Source organism: Brevundimonas sp. NPDC055812, from assembly GCF_053616535.1.
The window spans coordinates 1-16,667 of record NZ_JBSHDX010000001.1 but is presented as its reverse complement, the minus strand read 5'-3'; the positions used below and the strand labels follow the sequence as shown (position 1 = coordinate 16,667).

Here is a 16,667-nt window from a genome sequence, read left to right as displayed (position 1 = left end):
CGGCGGCTCGTTACACAGGGAGCTCCCCATGCCCGACCACGATCGCATCGAAGGCGCCGCCAAGAACATCGGCGGCAAGCTCAAGGAAGCCGCCGGCAAGCTGACCGGCGACGAAAAGCTGAAGGCCGAAGGCCGCGCCGATCAGGTGGCGGGCAAGGTCCAGAACGCCGTCGGCGGCGTCAAGGACGCGCTGAAGGGCGACAAGGGCTGATCGAGATCCGGTCTCGGCCGTCGCCAGGATTCGGCGGCGGCCTCTACCGCGCCAGGGTCCGCATCGCCCGTTCCAGCCCATCCAGCGTCAGGGGGAACATGCGGTGCTCCATCACCTCGCCGATCAGGCTGACCGAGGGGGTGTAGCTCCAGTGCCGTTCGGGGACGGGGTTCAGCCAGACCGACTTGTCCCACTGTTCGCGGGCGCGTTTCAGCCAGACGGCGCCCGCCTCTTCGTTCCAGTGCTCGACCGAGCCGCCGGGCATGGTCACCTCATAGGGCGACATGGTCGCGTCGCCGACGAAGATGGCGCGCCAGTCGCCGGGGTATTTGTGGATCAGATCCCAGGTCGGGATGCGCTCGCTGTGGCGGCGGCGGTTGTCCTTCCACACGCCTTCGTAGAGGCAGTTGTGGAAGTAGAAGAACTCCAGGTTCTTGAACTCGGTCCGCGCGGCCGAGAACAGCTCTTCACACAGCTGGACATGGCCGTCCATCGAGCCGCCGACGTCGAGGAACAGCAGCACCTTGATCGTATTGCGCCGCTCGGGCCGCATGTGGATGTCCAGCCAGCCCTGACGCGCCGTGCCGTCGATGGTGCCGTCGATGTCCAGTTCCTCGGCCGCGCCTTCGCGGGCGAAGCGACGCAGGCGGCGCAGGGCCACCTTGATGTTGCGCGTGCCCAGTTCGACCGTGTCGTCCAGGTTCCTGTATTCGCGCTTTTCCCAGACCTTGACCGCGCGGCCGTGGCGGCCGGGGCCGCCGATGCGGACGCCCTCGGGGTTGAAGCCGCCGTGGCCGAAGGGGCTGGTGCCGCCCGTGCCGATCCAGCGGTTGCCGCCCTGATGGCGCTCCTTCTGTTCTTCCAGACGCTGCTTCAGCGTCTCCATCAGCTTGTCGAAACCGCCCAGCGCCTCAACTTGCGCCTTCTCTTCGTCGGTCAGGTATTTTTCGGTCAGCAGCCGCAGCCAGTCCTCGGGGATGTCGGCGGTGATCTCCTCGCCGGGGCTGACGCCCTCCAGCCCCTTGAACACCTTGCCGAAGACCTGATCGAAGCGGTCGTAGTGCTTCTCGTCCTTGATCAGGACGGCGCGTGACAGGTGGTAGAAAGCCTCCACGTCGCGCCCGGCCACGCCCTTGTCCATGGCCTCCATCAGATGGAGCCATTCCTTGAGCGACACAGGCACCTTGGCCTCGCGCAGGGCGGTGAAGAAGGGCAGGAGCATGGGCTCAGACTGGCCCCGGCCTAGCCGCGCCGCAAGATGAACTCGTCGTCCATCCAGGCGCCGACCGGGTACTGATACTCGCCCGCCTTCTCGAAGCCGTAGGCGGCGTAGAGCTTCTGGGCCTTCTCATTGCCGCTCCAGACGCCGATCCACAGGGGGCCGTCGGTGTGGGCTTCCATCCACTCCAGCGCGATCTTCAGCAGCTTCGTGCCCAGGCCGAGGCCCTGCGCCGGCTTGCCGACGTATAGGCGGCGCAGCTCGGCGTGGCTGGCCCGGCCGTCGGGGTGGGGCAGGGTGTTCGGCCCGGCGTTGGCGAAGGCCAGCAGCTCTCCGTCGCGCTCGGCCACCCACCAGGCGGCGCCGGGCTCGGCCAGTTTGGCGGTGAGCGTCTCGGTGTTGAAGCCGGCGTCCAGGAAGGCGGTCAGGTCGGCGGCCGGATAGGGAATGCCGAAGCCGGTGACGAAGGTGTCGATGAAGGTCTGGCGCCCCAGCACGGCCAGGGCGGCGGCGTCTTCGGGGCGGGCGGGGCGGATCACGGGAGCGCTCATCGGCCGACCCATAGCGCCGCGAGAGGGCCGGGAGAAGGCGCGCCTCGACGCCAGGCCCCCCGTCCAATACGGCCTCGTCATCTTTGCGTGGTTGCAGGGCCGCGCGACGAGAGCTACCACCCTTGTCCAATGTGCGTCGTTCGCGGCGTGCGCCAATGCTGGAATCGGGGAGGTATAGGGACGCCAAGGCCTTGGTTTCACAGGCTGATCCCATGCTATGACTTCTCCTGCGCTCATGACTCATTCCGAATCCGCAGTTCAGACGCCGGTCGCGGCCGTTCAGGCCGTCGAGGCGGGCGTCCGTTTCGGCGCGATCACCCTGGCCCGTCACGGCGAGCCGGCCCTGTCGCGCAAATGCATGATTACTTCGGACCAGTATCGCGACTGGTGGGGGCGCTATGAGATCGGCGGGCTTCGCGCGGGACAGACGCCGCCGCAGACCCTGCTGACCGCCGCCGAAGGGGCGGGGGCCATCTACGCCTCCACCCGCCCGCGCGCCCAGGAAACCGCCAAGGCCGTGGCGCCGGGCCGCGACGTGCTGGTCGACGCCCTGTTCATCGAGGCCCCCCTGCCGCCGCCGCGCTTTCCGTCCTGGATCAAGCTGTCGCCGCGCTACTGGGGCGTGATCTCCCGCGTCTGGTGGCACGCCTTCAACCACCACGAGGGCCAGGAAACCCGCGCAGAGGCCGAGGTCCGCGCCGATCAGGCTGCGCGCGTCCTGATCGCTCGCGCCTCGGAGGGCCACGATGTCCTGGTGCTGGCGCACGGCTATTTCAACCACATGGTCGGCCAGCGGCTGAAGGCGCACGGCTGGCGTCTGGCGCACAATCAGGGCTTCAAATATTGGTCCCAGCGCCGTTTCGTGAAGCGCTGACGTCGCGGCCTCAGGAAGGCCGTTGAAGCGGCGCGCGCGCCTCTCTAGGTTGCGCCCATCATGACCGACGCATCCGCCTCCCCCGCCGTGCCCGCCGATCTCAGCTTCGAGGACGCCCTGTCGCGTCTGGAGGGCATCGTTTCGCGCCTGGAATCGGGTCAGGCGCCGCTCGAGGAATCCATCGCCCTGTATGAAGAGGGCGCACGGCTGAAGGCCCATTGCGAGGCGCGGCTGAAGGCCGCCCAACTGCGGGTCGAGAAGATCGTCGTCGGCGCCGACGGCCAGGCCAAGGGCGTCGAACCGGACGAGTTCGGCTGATGTCCGCCTCCGACATCGCGACCATCGCGCCGCAGATCGGCTTCGACGACTTCATGAAGGTCGATGTCCGCGTGGGCCGGATCATCAAGGCCGAGCCTTTTCCGGAGGCGCGCAAGCCCGCCTACAAGCTGACCATCGATTTCGGCGACGCGATCGGCGTCAGGAAATCCTCGGCCCAGATCACCCATCACTACACCCTGGACCAGTTGGACGGCCGCAAGGTCGCCGCCGTGGTCAACTTCCCGCCGCGCCAGATCGGGCCGGTGATGTCCGAGGTGCTGACGCTCGGCTTCCCCGACGCCGAAGGGAATGTCGTTCTGGTCGGCGTCGACCGCGACCTGCCGCTGGGCGGGAGGCTGTTTTGACCATGCTCGCCGCCAATTCGCCCGAGCAGGCCGTCATCGACCGGGTGGCCGAGATCGCCGATGTGGTCACCGTCGCCCTGGACCGCCTTCTGCCGCGCGCCGACGGGCCCGAGGCCCGGCTGACCGAGGCCATGCGCTATGCCGCGCTCGGACCGGGCAAGCGGCTGCGTCCCTTCTTCGCCATCGAGGCGGGGCGGATGCTGGAGGTCGAGGAGTGCGCCGTTCTGCGCGCCGCCTGCGCCCTGGAATGCGTCCACGCCTATTCACTGGTGCATGACGACCTGCCGGCGATGGACGACGACGATGTGCGGCGCGGCCGTCCGACCCTGCACATCGCCTATGACGAGGCGACCGCCATCCTGGCCGGCGACGCCCTGCAGACGGCGGCCTTCGACATCATCCTGGACGAGGAGACGCATGACGACCCGGCCGTGCGGTGCGAACTGGCGCGGCGCCTGTCCTTCGCCTCCGGTGCGCGGGGCATGGCCGGCGGCCAGATGATCGACCTGATGGGGGTCCGCGACGATCTGGGCGGGGTGGCCCGGATGCAGCGTCTGAAGACCGGCGCCCTGTTCGCCTACGCCTTCGAGATTCCGCTGATCGTCGCCGACGCCAATGAGGCCGCCTGGCACGCCCTGACCAGCTTCGCCCACGACATCGGCCTGGCCTATCAGATCGTGGACGACGTTCTGGACGCCGAAGGCTCGGCCGAAGAGATGGGCAAGGCGGCGGGCGGCAAGGACGCGGCGCTAGGCAAGACCAACTTCGTCACCCTGCTGGGCGTCGACGCGGCGCGACAGAGGGTCGCGCATCTGGCCGATCAGGCCCGCTCGCACCTTGACCTGTTCGGTCATGAGGCCGAAATCCTCAAGGCCAGCGTGGACTTTGTGCTTAAACGCCGGTCCTGATAGGAAACGCGCCCGCCCTCAGCGGGTTACTGTTTGACGCTCCGTCGTCTGAAGGCCCCCGATCCCCATGCCCAACACCCCGCTTCTCGACACCGTCAAGTTTCCCGCCGACACGCGGGGCTTCGACATTCCCCAGCTGAAACAGCTGGCGGACGAGGTGCGGGCCGAGACCATCGACGCCGTGTCCGTCACCGGCGGGCACCTGGGCGCCGGTCTGGGCGTGGTCGAGCTGACGGTCGCCCTGCACCACGTCTTCGAGACGCCGGACGACATCCTGATCTGGGACGTCGGCCATCAGTGCTACCCGCACAAGATCCTGACCGGACGGCGCGACCGGATGCGCACCCTGCGTCAGGGCGGCGGCCTGTCGGGCTTCACCAAGCGCTCCGAGAGCGAATACGACCCGTTCGGCGCGGCCCACGCCTCGACCTCCATCTCGGCGGCGCTGGGCTTCGCCGCCGCGCGCGACGCCAAGGGCGGGAACAACCGCGTCGTGGCCGTCATCGGCGACGGCTCCATGTCGGCGGGCATGGCCTATGAGGCGATGAACAACGCCGCCGAGGCCACCAGCGGCCAGCTGATGGTCATCCTGAACGACAACGACATGTCGATCGCCCCGCCGGTCGGCGGCATGAGCGCCTATCTGGCCAAGCAGGTCTCGGGCGGCGCCTATCAGAACATCCGCAAGGTCGGGAAGAAGTTCGTCGACCACATGCCGCGCCCGTTCCGCGATGCCGCGCGCAAGGCCGAGGAATACGCCCGCGGCATGATCGTGGGAGGCACCCTGTTCGAGGAACTGGGCTTCTACTACGTCGGGCCGATCGACGGCCACGACATGGAGAATCTGGTCCCCATTCTGAAGAATGCGGCGGCCATCACCGACCGCCCGGTCCTGGTCCACGTCGTCACCCAGAAGGGCAAGGGTTACGCCCCGGCCGAGAGCAGCGCCGACAAGCTGCACGCGGTGGTCAAGTTCGACGTGGTGTCGGGCAAGCAGGCCAAGTCCGTCTCCAACGCCCCCAGCTACACTAAGGTCTTCGGGACCGAGCTGATCAAGCACGCTGAAGCCGATCCGACCATCATGGCCATCACCGCCGCCATGCCGTCCGGCACGGGGCTGGACCTGTTCGGTCAGGCCTTCCCGGACCGCACCTTCGACGTCGGCATCGCCGAGCAGCACGCGGTCACCTTCGCCGCCGGCCTGGCCGCCGATGGGATGAAGCCGGTCTGCGCCCTCTATTCGACCTTCCTGCAACGCGGCTACGATCAGGTCGTCCACGACGTGGCGATCCAGTCCCTGCCGGTGCGCTTCGCCATGGACCGGGCCGGTCTGGTCGGGGCCGACGGCGCGACCCACGCCGGTTCCTTCGACATCGGCTATATGGGCGCGCTGCCGGGCATGGTGCTGATGGCCGCCTCGGACGAGGCCGAACTGGCGGCGATGATCTCGACCTCGCTGGCCATCGACGACCGCCCCAGCGCCTTCCGCTATCCGCGCGGCGAGGGCGTGGGCGTCGACATCCCCGAACTGGCCGCCCCGCTGGAGATCGGCAAGGGCCGCATCGTCCGCGAAGGCACCTCGGTCGCCATCCTGTCGCTGGGCACCCGCCTGCAGGAATCGCTGAAGGCCGCCGACATGCTGGCCGCGCGCGGCGTCTCGGCCACTGTCGCCGACGCTCGCTTCGCCAAGCCGCTGGACGCCGATCTGATCCTGCGTCTGGCGCGCGAGCATGAGGCTCTGATTACAGTTGAAGAGGGCGCCATGGGCGGCTTCGGCGCCTTCGTGCTGCAGCTTCTGGCCGAGAAGGGGGCGCTGGATGCGGGCCTGAAGATCCGCACACTGCACCTGCCCGACGTCTTCCAGGATCAGGACAAGCCCGAGGCCATGTACGCCCAGGCCGGCCTGAACGCCGAACACATCGCCGCCGCCGCCGTGACCGCCCTGGGCGTCGACGCCAGCCGGGCTGTGCGAGCGTAAACCGATCTTCCTTCTCCCCTTGTGGGAGAAGGTGGCCCGTCAGGGCCGGATGAGGGGTTTCTCCGAAATCCGATGAGGAGTTGCGCGGCGAGTGTCGCGCAGCCCCTCATCCGTCAGGCTTCGCCCGCCACCAGCGGATGATGCACGGTGTCGCTGGATCACAATCGACCAGCCCCCCTCGGCGCCTGTGCTAGACTGCGCGCGGGGCCGAGAGGGGATTTCAGACGATTCAGACGAATTGGACTCTATTTTTTCCTTCTCTCACCAGAGGCGGAAAGGGGTCACAGCACTCCGATCATGCTGGCCACCAGCGGATGGCGCACGATGTCGCGTTCGGCCAGTCGGACGACGGCGATTTCGGGCACGGCCTCAAGTCTGTCGGCGATATCCGACAGGCCCGACACGCCGGGCAGCAGGTCCGACTGGTGCGGGTCGCCCGTCACGACCATGGTCGAGTGCCAGCCCAGTCGGGTCAGCAGCATCTTCAGCTGGACGTAGGTGCAGTTCTGCGCCTCATCCACGACGATGAAGGCGTTGTTCAGCGTGCGGCCGCGCATATAGCCGATGGGGGCGATCTCGATCAGGCCCTCGGCCATCAGCGCCTTGACCCGCTTCATGCTGAGGCGATCCGACAGGGCGTCGTAGAGCGGCCGCAGGTAGGGGGCCAGCTTGTCCTCCATGTCGCCGGGCAGGAAGCCGATCGATTCCCCGGCCTCGACCGCCGGGCGGCTCAGGACGATGCGGCCGACCTTGCCCGCCTCCAGCGCCTCGACCGCCTTGGCGACGGCCAGATAGGTCTTGCCCGTGCCCGCCGGGCCCAGCGCCAGCACCAGATTGGCGTGGTCGACGGCCTCCATCAGTTCGGCCTGGCCGTCGGACTTGGGCTTCAGCGTCTTGAGATAGCCCTGGTCCCGCTCGTCGTTCGAGGGCAGGGGCGACCAGCCGCCGACGCGGGCGGGCAATCGCCGCACCTTGGCGTCCTGAATGAATTCGGGCGAATCCAGCACGCCTTCGCGCAGCTGACGCTTGATGGCCGATCGTTTGCTCATGGACGCCTCCAGGGCATGAAAAAAGGCGAGCCCGGCTGGGTCTCGCCTTGGTCGTCGGTGGGGGAGGTGGGGGCCGAAGTCGCGCAGCCGTCCCGAACGGTCGCAGGGTCTTCGCCGCAGCAGGTGCGTCGTCGTCCCCGGACGGGTCGTGAACACGCCAAGCGTATTCTCCAGCGTCTGACCGGACCGGGCTTGATCCGGCTTCGGATCCGGGGGCGAATGGGGCCGTCCGAATCGCATCAACAGACTGATGCTAACGTGGTTTCTGAAGGGTTAAAGCCTTCATTTCGATAAGGATAGGCGGTGTACGGATGAGTGTTTACAGTCTGGAAGACAGCAAGCCCCAGCTTCCGCCCGAGGGCGAATACTGGATCGCGCCCAGCGCGACTGTTCTAGGGAATGTGATTCTGCATCCGGGCGCCAGCGTCTGGTTCAACGCCGTGGTGCGGGGCGACAACGATCCCATCATCATCGGCGCCGACAGCAATATTCAGGACGGCGGCATCCTGCACACCGACATCGGTTCTCCGCTCACTATCGGCGCGGGGGTGACGGTGGGGCACAAGGTCATGCTGCACGGCTGCGAGATCGGCGACAACAGCCTGATCGGCATCGGCGCGGTCGTTCTGAACGGAGCGCGCATCGGGAAGAACTGCCTGATCGGCGCCAACGCCCTGATCACTGAAGGCAAGGTCATTCCCGACAACAGCCTGGTCATGGGCCAACCGGGCAAGGTGGTGCGGGAATTGGAGGAAGGTCAGATCGAAGGCCTCCGGATGTCGGCGCAGCACTATGTCCAGAACTGGCGGCGCTATGTGACGGGCCTTAAGCCGATCGGCTGAGCCGTCGCACCACAATGGCACGGCTCACAATGGGACAGCCCTGGGGATGGGCGAGCCGGAACGGCGCAAACTCGCGTCGGAGGGGATGAAACCGCCCAATGTCGGACGCCTGAAACGGCCCGGCGCTTGCATCGGTCCTGCCGACGATCAATGCAGGAGTCCGATCCCATGCGGATAGGGATTACGAAAATGCTGGCGGGCGCCGTGGCCTTCATGGGGCTGATGGCGCTCGCGGACACGGCTGCGGCGCAGTGCGGGCCTTCGAGCTGCCTGCCGCCTCCGCCGCCGAACCCCCCGATCTTGCCGCCTTCGCCGCCGATCACCCCGCCGGTGACCCCGCCGGGCGGCGGCGGATGCGGTCCCAGCGGCTGCCTGCCGCCGCGTCCGCCGGTGACGCCGCCTTGTGGCGGCGGGGGCTGCCTGCCGCCTCCGCCTCCGACGTGCTGCGGTTCGGGCGGCGGCAATGTGAATGTCAACGTCAACGTCAATGCGAACGCCAGCGCCAACGCCTCGGCGCGCGCCTGGGCGGGATCGCGCGCGGCTTCGACCGTCATCGTCGCCGGCGGGGGCGGGGCCTATTTCAACGTGGATCAGCCCTATCCCACCACGATCCAGGGGCTGAACGTCCAGGGCGGGATGCAGGCGGTGCAGGTGCCCTTCACCGCGTCGCGCCGCATCGAGAAGCAGGTCGTGCTGCAGGCCGTCTGCATCGACGACCGCAATGTGCCGCACCCGGCGTCCCAGGTCATTCCGGGCCGGGACGTCAGCAACAGCTATGACGGCGAACTGTACCGCTGCCTGGCGGGCACCAAGCTGCAGTGGACGGTCAGCGAGGCGGAAGGCGCGCCGGGCGAGACCCTGCTGTGCAACAAGCGTGAGGCGCTGTGGCACGGTGCGGGCGGTCGTCTGGAATGCCGTCCCGAGAAGGCGGCGCGCGACTGCAACGAGCGTTCGCTGCTGCGCCGCTACGGGGCCGGCGTGAAGGTCCTGACCATGATCCGCGAAGAGACCTACACCGAGTATCGCGAGGAAATGGTCGAGGGCGCCGCCTCCACCGGAATGATCATGATGGACGGCGGGGTCGGCGGCCGGGTTTTCTGAACCGGCTGTTCAGCCTGGCGACAGACGCCGGCGTCTAGGGTCAGGCATCGACTCTCCGTCGATAGGCCTAAACGACTGGGCCCCGTTCCTTGCGGAACGGGGCCCTTTCTTCGTTACTGCGCGGCGTTGACCGAGACGACCTCGGCCTTCCACGCCGTATCGGGCTTGAGATACTGGCGCGCGGCCGCCTGGATGTCGGCGGCGGTGAAGGATTCCAGATCGCTGATGTGCGTCTGGATCTGCTCCAGGGAGGCGGGCCTAGCGGCCAGATCCTCCAGTTGGCCGAGCCAGTATTCGTTCCCGGCCTGGCTGCGGCGCAGGGACTCGATCACCGGCAGGCGGGCGCGGTTCAGCTCGTCCTCGCTGACCGGCGTGTCGCGCAGGTCGGTGATGATGGCGTCGACGGCCGTGAAGAAGGCGCCGAACTTCTCGGGCGCCGTATCGGCCGTGATCGAGATGGAGCCGTAGCCCTTGAACACGTCGGACGCCGCGGCGCGGACGCTGGGCGAATAGGCCAGGGCCTGCTTCTCGCGGATTTCGTCCAGGACGCGCAGCTTCAGCACCTCTGCTAGGATGGCGGCCTTGCGGGACTCGGTGCGGTCGGCGACGGCGTCGGTGGTCGGCCAGGCGATATAGGCCAGGCCCTGTTCTGCCGGACCGGCGTGGGTCAGGCGGATCGGCTCGGCCGTCGGCGCCGGGAAGCGACGCTGGTCCGAACCGGCTATCGGCTGGGCCGCCGGGGCGCGCGCGGGCAGGGCGGCGAAGGTCGAGGCGACCGAGGCGACCGCGTCCTCCACCTTGACGTCGCCGACCATGACGATGTCGATCGGGCCGGAGGCCAGGCCCTGAACCACGCCCTGCTTCAGTTCGTCCAAGGTGAACGCGGCGATCTCCTCCGGCGAGGGCATGGATTCGCGCTTGTCGCCGCTGGCCAGCAGGCCGCTAGCCTGAAGGCTGAAGGCGCCGCTGGGCGTGGCCATCTGCTGGGCCATGAACTGCGGCAGGACGGCCTTGATCTGCTCGAACGGCGCGGGGCGCAGGCCCGGATCGGTCAGATAGGCGGCCAGCACCTGCATCTGCAGCTGCAGGTCGGCCGGGCGAGTGGCGCCCGACAACTGATAGGCGTCGCCGTCGATAGCGAAACCGGCGCCATAGATCTTGCCGGTCAGGACGCGGTTCAGCTCGTCCGCCGTCAGCTTGCCCAGACCGCCTGCGGTGAAGACCATCGGGGCCAGGGACTGCGACGTGAAGCGGTCGGTCGGCAGGCCCATCTCGCCGATGCCGGTGCGGACCGAGATCAGGACCTGCTGGTCCTTGAAGGCCGTCGGCTTGACGGTGAGGCGCACGCCGTTGGGGAAGGTGACGACGGTGGCGCCGACGGCGGCGACCTCGGTGGTCGAGGCGGGCGTGGCGGCGGCGCCGAAGTCGGCGTAGGGCCATTCCAGCGCCGCCTGTTCGGCCGGAGCGGTCACCGGCGTGGCGCGGCTGGCCTCCAGCAGGGCGGTGACGCCGGCCTCGCCGCCCTCGATCGGCTCGGGCGTGATGACCAGGGCCAGGGGGCCTTGGCCTTCAAAGGCGCGCTTGACCTCGGCGCTGACCTGTTCCGCCTTGAGATCCTTCACTGCGGCTTCGAACAGGGCGAGGTTGGCGGCGGGCGAGGAGAAGACGCGGTCGTCATTGACAGCGCCCAGCAGGGCGTTGGCCAGGGCCGGGGTGCTGCGCGTCGCGGCCGCCTGGACGGCGTTTTCCAGCGCCGTGCGGGTGTTGGCGATCTCGCGATCCAGTTCGACCTGCGAGACGCCGAACTGAACCAAGCGGCGCTGTTCCTGCTCGATGGTTTCCAGCGCGCGCTGGATGCCGCCGGGGTTGAAGGCGGCCGAGACGCTGCCGAGGTCCAGGGTCTTGAACAGGGTCGCCTGGCCGCCGCCGGCGCCGATGAAGGGCGGGTTGTCAGCGCGGGCCAGTTCGCCCAGGCGGCGGTTCAGCACGGCCATGCCCAGGTTCTGCAGCAGGGCGTCGCGACGTTCCGAAGCCGTGTCGGGATCAAGGTCCGGGTTGCGGATCCAGTTCAGCTGGACCGAGGACTGCACGCCCGGCTCGACCAGGATGCGGGTCTCGGGCTGGCGCGGGGCCACCTGTCCCAGATCGGGCTCGGGACCGTCGGCGGCCTTGGGGGTCCAGTCCGAGAAGGTCGCCTTGATCTTGGCTTCCATCTGATCGACATCGAAGTCGCCGACCGCCACCATGGTGGCGCGTTCGGGGCGGTAATAGGCTTCGTAGAACTCGACGAAGCGCTCGCGCGGGGCGCTGCGGATGATGCTGAGATCGCCGATGGGCAGGCGGTTCGACAGCCGCTGGCCCGGCGCCAGCAGGGCGATCTGCGCCTTCAGGGAGCGCAGGGCGGGGGTGTTGCGCAGCCGCTCTTCGCCCTCGATCACGCCGCGCTCGGCGTCGATGTCCTCGGCCTTCATCAGGGCTTCGGAAACCTGTTCGCGCATGATCCGCAGCGAGGTGTCGACGGTCTCGTCGTTGGTGCGCGGCAGCTCCAGCGTATAGGCGGTCTGGTCGAAGCTGGTGAAGGCGTTGGTGTCGGCGCCGAAGGCCAGGCCCAGGCGTTCCAGAATCCGCAGCAACTCATTCTCCGGCACGTTCGTCGTGCCGTTGAAGGCCATGTGCTCCATGAAGTGGGCCAGACCCAGCTGGTCTTCATTCTCCATCAGGGAGCCGGCCGCGATCCGCAGGCGCAGCGATGCCTGGCCCGGCGGGGTGGCGTTCCTCATGATGGCGTAGCGCATCCCGTTGGGCAGGACGCCGAAGCGCACGGCCGGGTCGGCGGGAATGTCGCTGGCCGCCTGGGCCCAGGGTTTGGAGGGCTGCGCGTCCTGCGCCGCGACGGCCGAGGGCGGCGTCAGGGCGATAGCGGGAAGCGCCGCGCCGCCCATCAGGGCGAGGCTGGACGCGGCAAGCAGAAGCAGGCGACGAGGGGATCGCATTCGGTAGTCTCCGCGACGTGCGAGCGGGCGGCCCCCGGGACTGATTGCGGCCCTGCACGTGATGACAGGCGCGAAGCTTCTTCAGCTTCGCGCCTGTTTACGGTGACAAACGAACTTGACTGCCTCAAGTTACCGAAAGTTAATCCGGGACCTTGGTTCAGGGGCGGGTGACGTAGAAGCTCGCCGTATTGCCGACGGCGTTGGCGCCGGCGACGACGTTGCGGCCCCAGCCGTTGATGGTGGTGGTCGCCGTGGCCCGCACGTCGCCCATGTTGGTCTGGCTGTTGCGCGCGTTCAGATCGCCGCCGCAGGTCGAGCAGGCGAAGCCGGTGACAGCGTTGCCCGCCGCATTGGCTCCGACATAGGCGTCATAACCGTTCTGACCCGTGAAGCCGGCGCTGGCGGTGACGCCGCCGGTGTTCAACTGGGTGTTGTTGATGTTGACGTAGATGTCGTTGTTGCCGGCATGGACCTCGTTGCCCACGGCCTCGGCCGTCGAATAGGCGGCGCCGAAGTCATAGGAGCTGAGCTCGGTTCGCGACAGCACCTCGGCCGAGTTCTGCTGATCCACGTCCACGACCAGCGAACCGCCCTGGTTATAGAAGGCGGCCTGGTTGGAGGCGGCGCGGCTGCGTCCGGCGATGTCCCAGGCGTTGCCCGCCCACACGCCGGTCCAGGCGGTGACGCCGGCGCCCGAGGCGTTCTGGCTGACCGCCAGCTCCTGGTGCGAGTTCGGCGTCGAGGTCGCCTGCACCGCATTGGCCGACGCCTGGCTGCTGAAGACGGCGGGGGCCGGGGCGTAGGTGAAGCGGGCTTCGTTCTCGGCGTAGATCTCGCCGGTCGAATTCTGGTTCGTGCGGCCGGTGACGGCGCCGCGCTGCTCGCCGGTGCCGCCGGCGCCCAGGGCGACGGTGTTGCCGATGGCGTCGGCCGAGACGTGACCGCCGTAGTTCAGCCGCGCGCCAGTCTCCACGATCTGGCTGCGCGCCGTGACGTCGCCGTTCAGATTCTGGCCGGCGTCGACGTCGATGCCGGTGTTGACGGCGGTTCCGGCCAGATAGTTGCCGCGCGCCTGGGTCACGCTGTTCACATAGCCCGTGTCGCCGCGCAGCGTCAGGGAAGTGTCCGCCACGGCGGCGCCCTGCATGTCCTGGGTCGAGCGGATGTCGGCGGCGCGGCCGTCGGCGCTGCCGGACAGGGCGTTGCCCATGGCGGCGTTCGACACGGCGACGTTGTCGCTGACGTTGACGACGTTCAGGCGCTGACCGCTGATGACGTCGCCTAGGTTGAGCTGTTCATTCAGGACCAGACCGCGATCCTGGGCTTGAGCTTGAGCGAAGGGGGCCTCAGCGGCCGCCGCGACGCACAGCGCTGTCGCGGCGATCGTGCCAGCGAGACGGGTCGGCGCGAGTTTGGCCATTGTTCGTGTCCGTGTTTGCGTAAGCGGGATAGTAGCCGCCGGTCGGGCCCACAGGGCTGTCGGCCAGCGGGTCGTTGGCGGGGTTGAGGCAGATTTCCGGGCCGGGGGCGCCGTAGAGGTTGGCCATGAACTCGACCGTGGCGCGTTCGACCAGGGCGCGAACCGCCAGCTGGACCGGCTCCAGGCCGCTGGACCCGGCCGAGATGTCGAAGACGTTGCCGTTCAGGAAGTCGAACACGCCCGCCGACACTTCGCGGCCGACGATCTGCTTCTGATAGGAGACGACGTCCACGACCTCCAGGGTGGTGGTCTGCACCAGGCGCAGGTCGATCGCGACGTTCATCACGAACACCTTCCCGGTGATCAGGCCCGAGCCGCCGTTCTGCTCCACCTCGCCGCCGGCGACGTCGAAGCCGCCCGAGCGGATGTTGTAGTTCACCTCGGTGATGCCGCCGACCACATAGAAGTCGGAGCCCGGCACCTGGCCGGCCAGGATGCGGCGGAAGGCGGCGTCCTGGGGCGCGCCGTTCGGCACGTCGTCGCCGATCAGCTTGTTGTTGGCGTAGCGCAGCTCAAGCTCGGACACCGAGGTGTCATAGCGCTCGACGATGCGGGCGCCGGCCTTGGCCAGGGCGGTGTTGGCCATCAGGGACGCGCCCTGGGTGATCTGGCGACCGCCGTCCGAGGAGATGGAACCGGTGTAGTCGCTGATCCGACCCACGGCCATGCGCGGCGAGGGCAGGTTGTAGCGGCGCGCATAGTCGGCCAGGCAGTACAGCGCGGTCGAATAGGGCGTCGGGTTCGACGTCACCGGCGCGTTGCCGATCGGCTTGGCGTACTGGCCCGACGGACCGGCGGTGGTGCTGACGCAACCGCCCAGCAGGGCGGCGGCGGCGGCGACGCAGCCCAGGGCTCGGACGGGCGAACGGCGGATGGCGGAGATCTTCATGGACGCGGCCCGTTCAGGGTGGTGCCGGCGTTGATGTCGCCGGTGTTGGTCTGGGTGGAGTTGACGACGACCGTGTTGCGGTTGCCCTGGACGACCACATTCAGGTTGTTGCCGATGGCGGTGGAGCCGCCGATGTTCGTGCCGGAGCCGACGCCGCCGCTGAAATGGCTGGACGAGGAGCTGCTGTCGCTGCGTGAATAGGCGCTGCCGTTCTGCTGGATGATGCCGTCGACGACCAGGCGGTTGCCGTTGGCGTCGCGGGTGGTGCCGCGACTGGCCTGCGCCGTGGTGTAGCGCGAGGCGCCGTAGCCGGCCTGGAACTGGCCTGCGCCGGCCGAGCCGGTCGACTGTGCGACAGCCGAACCGGCGGGCAGGGCCGCCAGCACGGCGGCGGCCGCTACGGTCATGAGTGTCAGGCTATGAGACGACATAAGGCGCTCCCGAAATCTTCTGGAACGGCTCACGCAATGACCGTGCCATACGATTTCAGTGTCGTATTGGCGCAAAACGGCGTCTTGAGATCGGATGCGACTGGCCCCATCAAGGGCGAATGTCCCAATCTGACGCCCGTTCGCCGCGGCCGCCGCGTGAAAAGATCTTCAACGCGCCCTTCCTGCCCCTGCTGATCGCAGCTTCCATGCCGGTGCTCTTCTATCTGCAGGAGCGGCTTCCCGATCAGGGACTCTCCATGGCCTTCGTCCCTGCGGACCTGTGGCGCGGACAGTGGGCGGGCCTGTTCACCTCCATGCTGCTGCACGGCGGCTGGGCCCATGTGACCATGAATGCGGTGGGCGCCCTGGCCTTCGGCGCGCCGGTCGGCCGGCTGATGGAGCGCGGGCCGGGGCCGCTGGTCTTCATTCTCTTCTATATAGCGGCGGGCGCCGTGGCGGCGCTGGGCTATGGGCTGGTGCATCCGCATAGCATGGCGCCGCTGGTCGGGGCTTCGGGCGCGGTTTTCGGTCTGATCGGCGCCGCGACCCGGCTGATGGGCGGGCATGGACGCGTCCTGCCTCTGTTCCACCCCATGGTGTTGCGGGCCTCGGCGGCCTGGATGGCGGTGAATCTCATTGTGGGTCTGATCGGTCTGGCGCCCGGCGCGGACGGCGCCCGCATCGCCTGGGAGGCGCACGCGGTCGGCTTCCTGTTCGGCATCGTCGCCATCGGCCCCATCGGCGGGTGGTTCGCCGCACGCCGTGATTTGCCTATCGGCGGAGTCTGAGCGAACCTGTCTTCCATCTTGCGGCCGGTCCGCGACACGCGGACGACGGCCTGCCCATAAGGAGGAAGTCGCCATGCTGGTCGCCGAGATTCTCAAGGGCAAGGGAGACGCGGTCTTCACCCTGGCGCCTGACGCCTCGCTGAATGACGCCTGCGCCGAACTGGAGCGCCGCCAGGTCGGGGCGCTGATCGTCTGTGAAGGCGACGGCGTGGCGGGCGTTTTGTCCGAGCGCGACATCGTGCGGGCCATATCCCGCGACGGTCCCGAGGCGCTGAAGCGGCCCGTCTCTCATTACATGACCAGCGAAGTGGTCTTCGCCGATCCGGCCGAAACGGTCGAGGCGCTGATGGCGCGCATGACGGACCGGCGAGTCCGGCATTTGCCCGTACTGTTGGACAGGCGGCTGGCCGGCGTCGTCTCGATCGGAGACGTGGTCAAATGCCAGATCGCCCAGGCCACGCAGGAAGCCGAAAGCCTGCGCACCTATATAGCGGCGGGGTAGGGCGGCTCCATCCTGTGCATAAGCGTCCGATCTGTGGATAGATCGGGAAAGCCGCCTTTGCCTATTGCCACCGGGAAAATCGGGACGTATATCGCCGCCTCGCTCGGAGACGGGCTGGCCCGACGGGCTTCGGAGACTGGTTTTTCGGGGTTTTGTCTGGGGCGAGGG

At 68.1% G+C, this 16,667-nt stretch carries 17 protein-coding genes; 10 read left to right on the top strand and 7 right to left on the bottom strand.

Going from position 1 to position 16,667, the window contains the following annotated elements; genetic code table 11:
* Positions 1-28: 28 nt before the first annotated feature.
* Positions 29-211, top strand: a complete 183-nt coding sequence (locus tag ACWGL1_RS00085; protein ID WP_087141890.1) for a CsbD family protein — start codon at positions 29-31, stop codon at positions 209-211.
* A 43-nt stretch (positions 212-254) separates the two neighbouring features.
* Here ACWGL1_RS00085 and ACWGL1_RS00080 read toward each other — a convergent pair whose 3' ends face one another.
* On the bottom strand, positions 255-1,433 hold the full coding sequence (locus ACWGL1_RS00080; RefSeq protein ID WP_452110820.1) for a vWA domain-containing protein: 1,179 nt from the start codon (positions 1,431-1,433) through the stop codon (positions 255-257).
* Between the two features lie 20 nt (positions 1,434-1,453).
* On the bottom strand, positions 1,454-1,981 hold the full coding sequence (locus ACWGL1_RS00075) for a GNAT family N-acetyltransferase (RefSeq protein ID WP_338576253.1): 528 nt from the start codon (positions 1,979-1,981) through the stop codon (positions 1,454-1,456).
* 235 nt (positions 1,982-2,216) lie between these two features.
* Between ACWGL1_RS00075 and ACWGL1_RS00070 the strand changes: the two genes are divergently transcribed.
* The 5 genes from ACWGL1_RS00070 (at position 2,217) to dxs (ending at position 6,424) form a co-directional block, all read left to right on the top strand.
* Positions 2,217-2,855: a histidine phosphatase family protein gene (locus tag ACWGL1_RS00070; RefSeq protein ID WP_291778351.1), complete on the top strand. Its 639-nt coding sequence runs from the start codon at positions 2,217-2,219 to the stop codon at positions 2,853-2,855.
* 60 nt (positions 2,856-2,915) lie between these two features.
* On the top strand, positions 2,916-3,173 hold the full coding sequence (locus ACWGL1_RS00065) for an exodeoxyribonuclease VII small subunit (RefSeq protein WP_452110819.1): 258 nt from the start codon (positions 2,916-2,918) through the stop codon (positions 3,171-3,173).
* Entirely contained in the window at positions 3,173-3,538 is a 366-nt protein-coding gene (locus ACWGL1_RS00060) for a tRNA-binding protein (RefSeq protein WP_452110818.1), read from the top strand. The genes ACWGL1_RS00065 and ACWGL1_RS00060 overlap by 1 nt, the downstream gene beginning before the upstream one ends.
* Positions 3,539-3,540: 2 nt before the next feature.
* Positions 3,541-4,446, top strand: coding sequence for a polyprenyl synthetase family protein (locus ACWGL1_RS00055; protein ID WP_338578630.1), 906 nt, complete (start codon positions 3,541-3,543; stop codon positions 4,444-4,446).
* Positions 4,447-4,513: 67 nt separating this feature from the next.
* Positions 4,514-6,424, top strand: coding sequence for a 1-deoxy-D-xylulose-5-phosphate synthase (dxs, locus tag ACWGL1_RS00050; protein ID WP_452110817.1), 1,911 nt, complete (start codon positions 4,514-4,516; stop codon positions 6,422-6,424).
* A 281-nt stretch (positions 6,425-6,705) separates the two neighbouring features.
* On the opposite strand, the gene ACWGL1_RS00045 is transcribed toward dxs, so the two are convergent.
* Positions 6,706-7,485, bottom strand: coding sequence for a PhoH family protein (locus ACWGL1_RS00045; protein ID WP_191744417.1), 780 nt, complete (start codon positions 7,483-7,485; stop codon positions 6,706-6,708).
* A 299-nt stretch (positions 7,486-7,784) separates the two neighbouring features.
* Between ACWGL1_RS00045 and ACWGL1_RS00040 the strand changes: the two genes are divergently transcribed.
* Together ACWGL1_RS00040 and ACWGL1_RS00035 are read left to right on the top strand one after the other, a co-directional pair.
* Positions 7,785-8,315: a gamma carbonic anhydrase family protein gene (locus ACWGL1_RS00040; protein ID WP_452110816.1), complete on the top strand. Its 531-nt coding sequence runs from the start codon at positions 7,785-7,787 to the stop codon at positions 8,313-8,315.
* Positions 8,316-8,483: 168 nt separating this feature from the next.
* Entirely contained in the window at positions 8,484-9,416 is a 933-nt protein-coding gene (locus ACWGL1_RS00035; RefSeq protein WP_338576245.1) for a hypothetical protein, read from the top strand.
* Between the two features lie 113 nt (positions 9,417-9,529).
* Here the strand turns inward: ACWGL1_RS00035 and ACWGL1_RS00030 are convergent, their stop codons facing one another.
* From ACWGL1_RS00030 to hfaA, 4 genes are all read right to left on the bottom strand, one after another.
* On the bottom strand, positions 9,530-12,409 hold the full coding sequence (locus ACWGL1_RS00030; protein ID WP_452110815.1) for a M16 family metallopeptidase: 2,880 nt from the start codon (positions 12,407-12,409) through the stop codon (positions 9,530-9,532).
* 157 nt (positions 12,410-12,566) lie between these two features.
* Positions 12,567-13,829 (bottom strand): holdfast anchor protein HfaD, encoded by a 1,263-nt coding sequence (gene hfaD / locus ACWGL1_RS00025; RefSeq protein ID WP_452110814.1) that lies wholly within the window; start codon positions 13,827-13,829, stop codon positions 12,567-12,569.
* Entirely contained in the window at positions 13,756-14,778 is a 1,023-nt protein-coding gene (hfaB, locus tag ACWGL1_RS00020; protein WP_452110813.1) for a holdfast anchoring protein HfaB, read from the bottom strand. Before hfaB ends, hfaD begins: the two co-directional genes overlap by 74 nt.
* Positions 14,775-15,185 carry a holdfast anchoring protein HfaA gene (gene hfaA, locus ACWGL1_RS00015; protein WP_291778381.1) on the bottom strand — a complete coding sequence of 137 codons (411 nt, stop codon included), beginning with the start codon at positions 15,183-15,185 and terminating at the stop codon, positions 14,775-14,777. The genes hfaB and hfaA overlap by 4 nt, the downstream gene beginning before the upstream one ends.
* A gap of 143 nt (positions 15,186-15,328) precedes the next feature.
* Here hfaA and ACWGL1_RS00010 point away from each other — a divergent pair, with 143 nt between their 5' ends.
* Complete coding sequence (locus ACWGL1_RS00010; RefSeq protein ID WP_338576240.1) at positions 15,329-15,997, top strand: rhomboid family intramembrane serine protease; 669 nt, start codon at positions 15,329-15,331, stop codon at positions 15,995-15,997.
* 73 nt (positions 15,998-16,070) lie between these two features.
* A complete protein-coding gene (locus ACWGL1_RS00005; protein ID WP_291778386.1) occupies positions 16,071-16,499 on the top strand; it encodes a CBS domain-containing protein in 429 nt (142 codons plus the stop codon).
* Positions 16,500-16,667: the final 168 nt, after the last annotated feature.

Coding starts and splice junctions, on each gene's coding strand:
- ACWGL1_RS00085 (WP_087141890.1), top strand. CDS start 29: ATGCCCGACCACGATCGCATCGAAGGCGCCGCCAAGAACATCGGCGGC.
- ACWGL1_RS00080 (WP_452110820.1), bottom strand. CDS start 1,433: ATGCTCCTGCCCTTCTTCACCGCCCTGCGCGAGGCCAAGGTGCCTGTG.
- ACWGL1_RS00075 (WP_338576253.1), bottom strand. CDS start 1,981: ATGAGCGCTCCCGTGATCCGCCCCGCCCGCCCCGAAGACGCCGCCGCC.
- ACWGL1_RS00070 (WP_291778351.1), top strand. CDS start 2,217: ATGACTCATTCCGAATCCGCAGTTCAGACGCCGGTCGCGGCCGTTCAG.
- ACWGL1_RS00065 (WP_452110819.1), top strand. CDS start 2,916: ATGACCGACGCATCCGCCTCCCCCGCCGTGCCCGCCGATCTCAGCTTC.
- ACWGL1_RS00060 (WP_452110818.1), top strand. CDS start 3,173: ATGTCCGCCTCCGACATCGCGACCATCGCGCCGCAGATCGGCTTCGAC.
- ACWGL1_RS00055 (WP_338578630.1), top strand. CDS start 3,541: ATGCTCGCCGCCAATTCGCCCGAGCAGGCCGTCATCGACCGGGTGGCC.
- dxs (WP_452110817.1), top strand. CDS start 4,514: ATGCCCAACACCCCGCTTCTCGACACCGTCAAGTTTCCCGCCGACACG.
- ACWGL1_RS00040 (WP_452110816.1), top strand. CDS start 7,785: ATGAGTGTTTACAGTCTGGAAGACAGCAAGCCCCAGCTTCCGCCCGAG.
- ACWGL1_RS00035 (WP_338576245.1), top strand. CDS start 8,484: ATGCGGATAGGGATTACGAAAATGCTGGCGGGCGCCGTGGCCTTCATG.
- ACWGL1_RS00030 (WP_452110815.1), bottom strand. CDS start 12,409: ATGCGATCCCCTCGTCGCCTGCTTCTGCTTGCCGCGTCCAGCCTCGCC.
- hfaD (WP_452110814.1), bottom strand. CDS start 13,829: ATGGCCAAACTCGCGCCGACCCGTCTCGCTGGCACGATCGCCGCGACA.
- hfaB (WP_452110813.1), bottom strand. CDS start 14,778: ATGAAGATCTCCGCCATCCGCCGTTCGCCCGTCCGAGCCCTGGGCTGC.
- hfaA (WP_291778381.1), bottom strand. CDS start 15,185: ATGACCGTAGCGGCCGCCGCCGTGCTGGCGGCCCTGCCCGCCGGTTCG.
- ACWGL1_RS00010 (WP_338576240.1), top strand. CDS start 15,329: ATGTCCCAATCTGACGCCCGTTCGCCGCGGCCGCCGCGTGAAAAGATC.
- ACWGL1_RS00005 (WP_291778386.1), top strand. CDS start 16,071: ATGCTGGTCGCCGAGATTCTCAAGGGCAAGGGAGACGCGGTCTTCACC.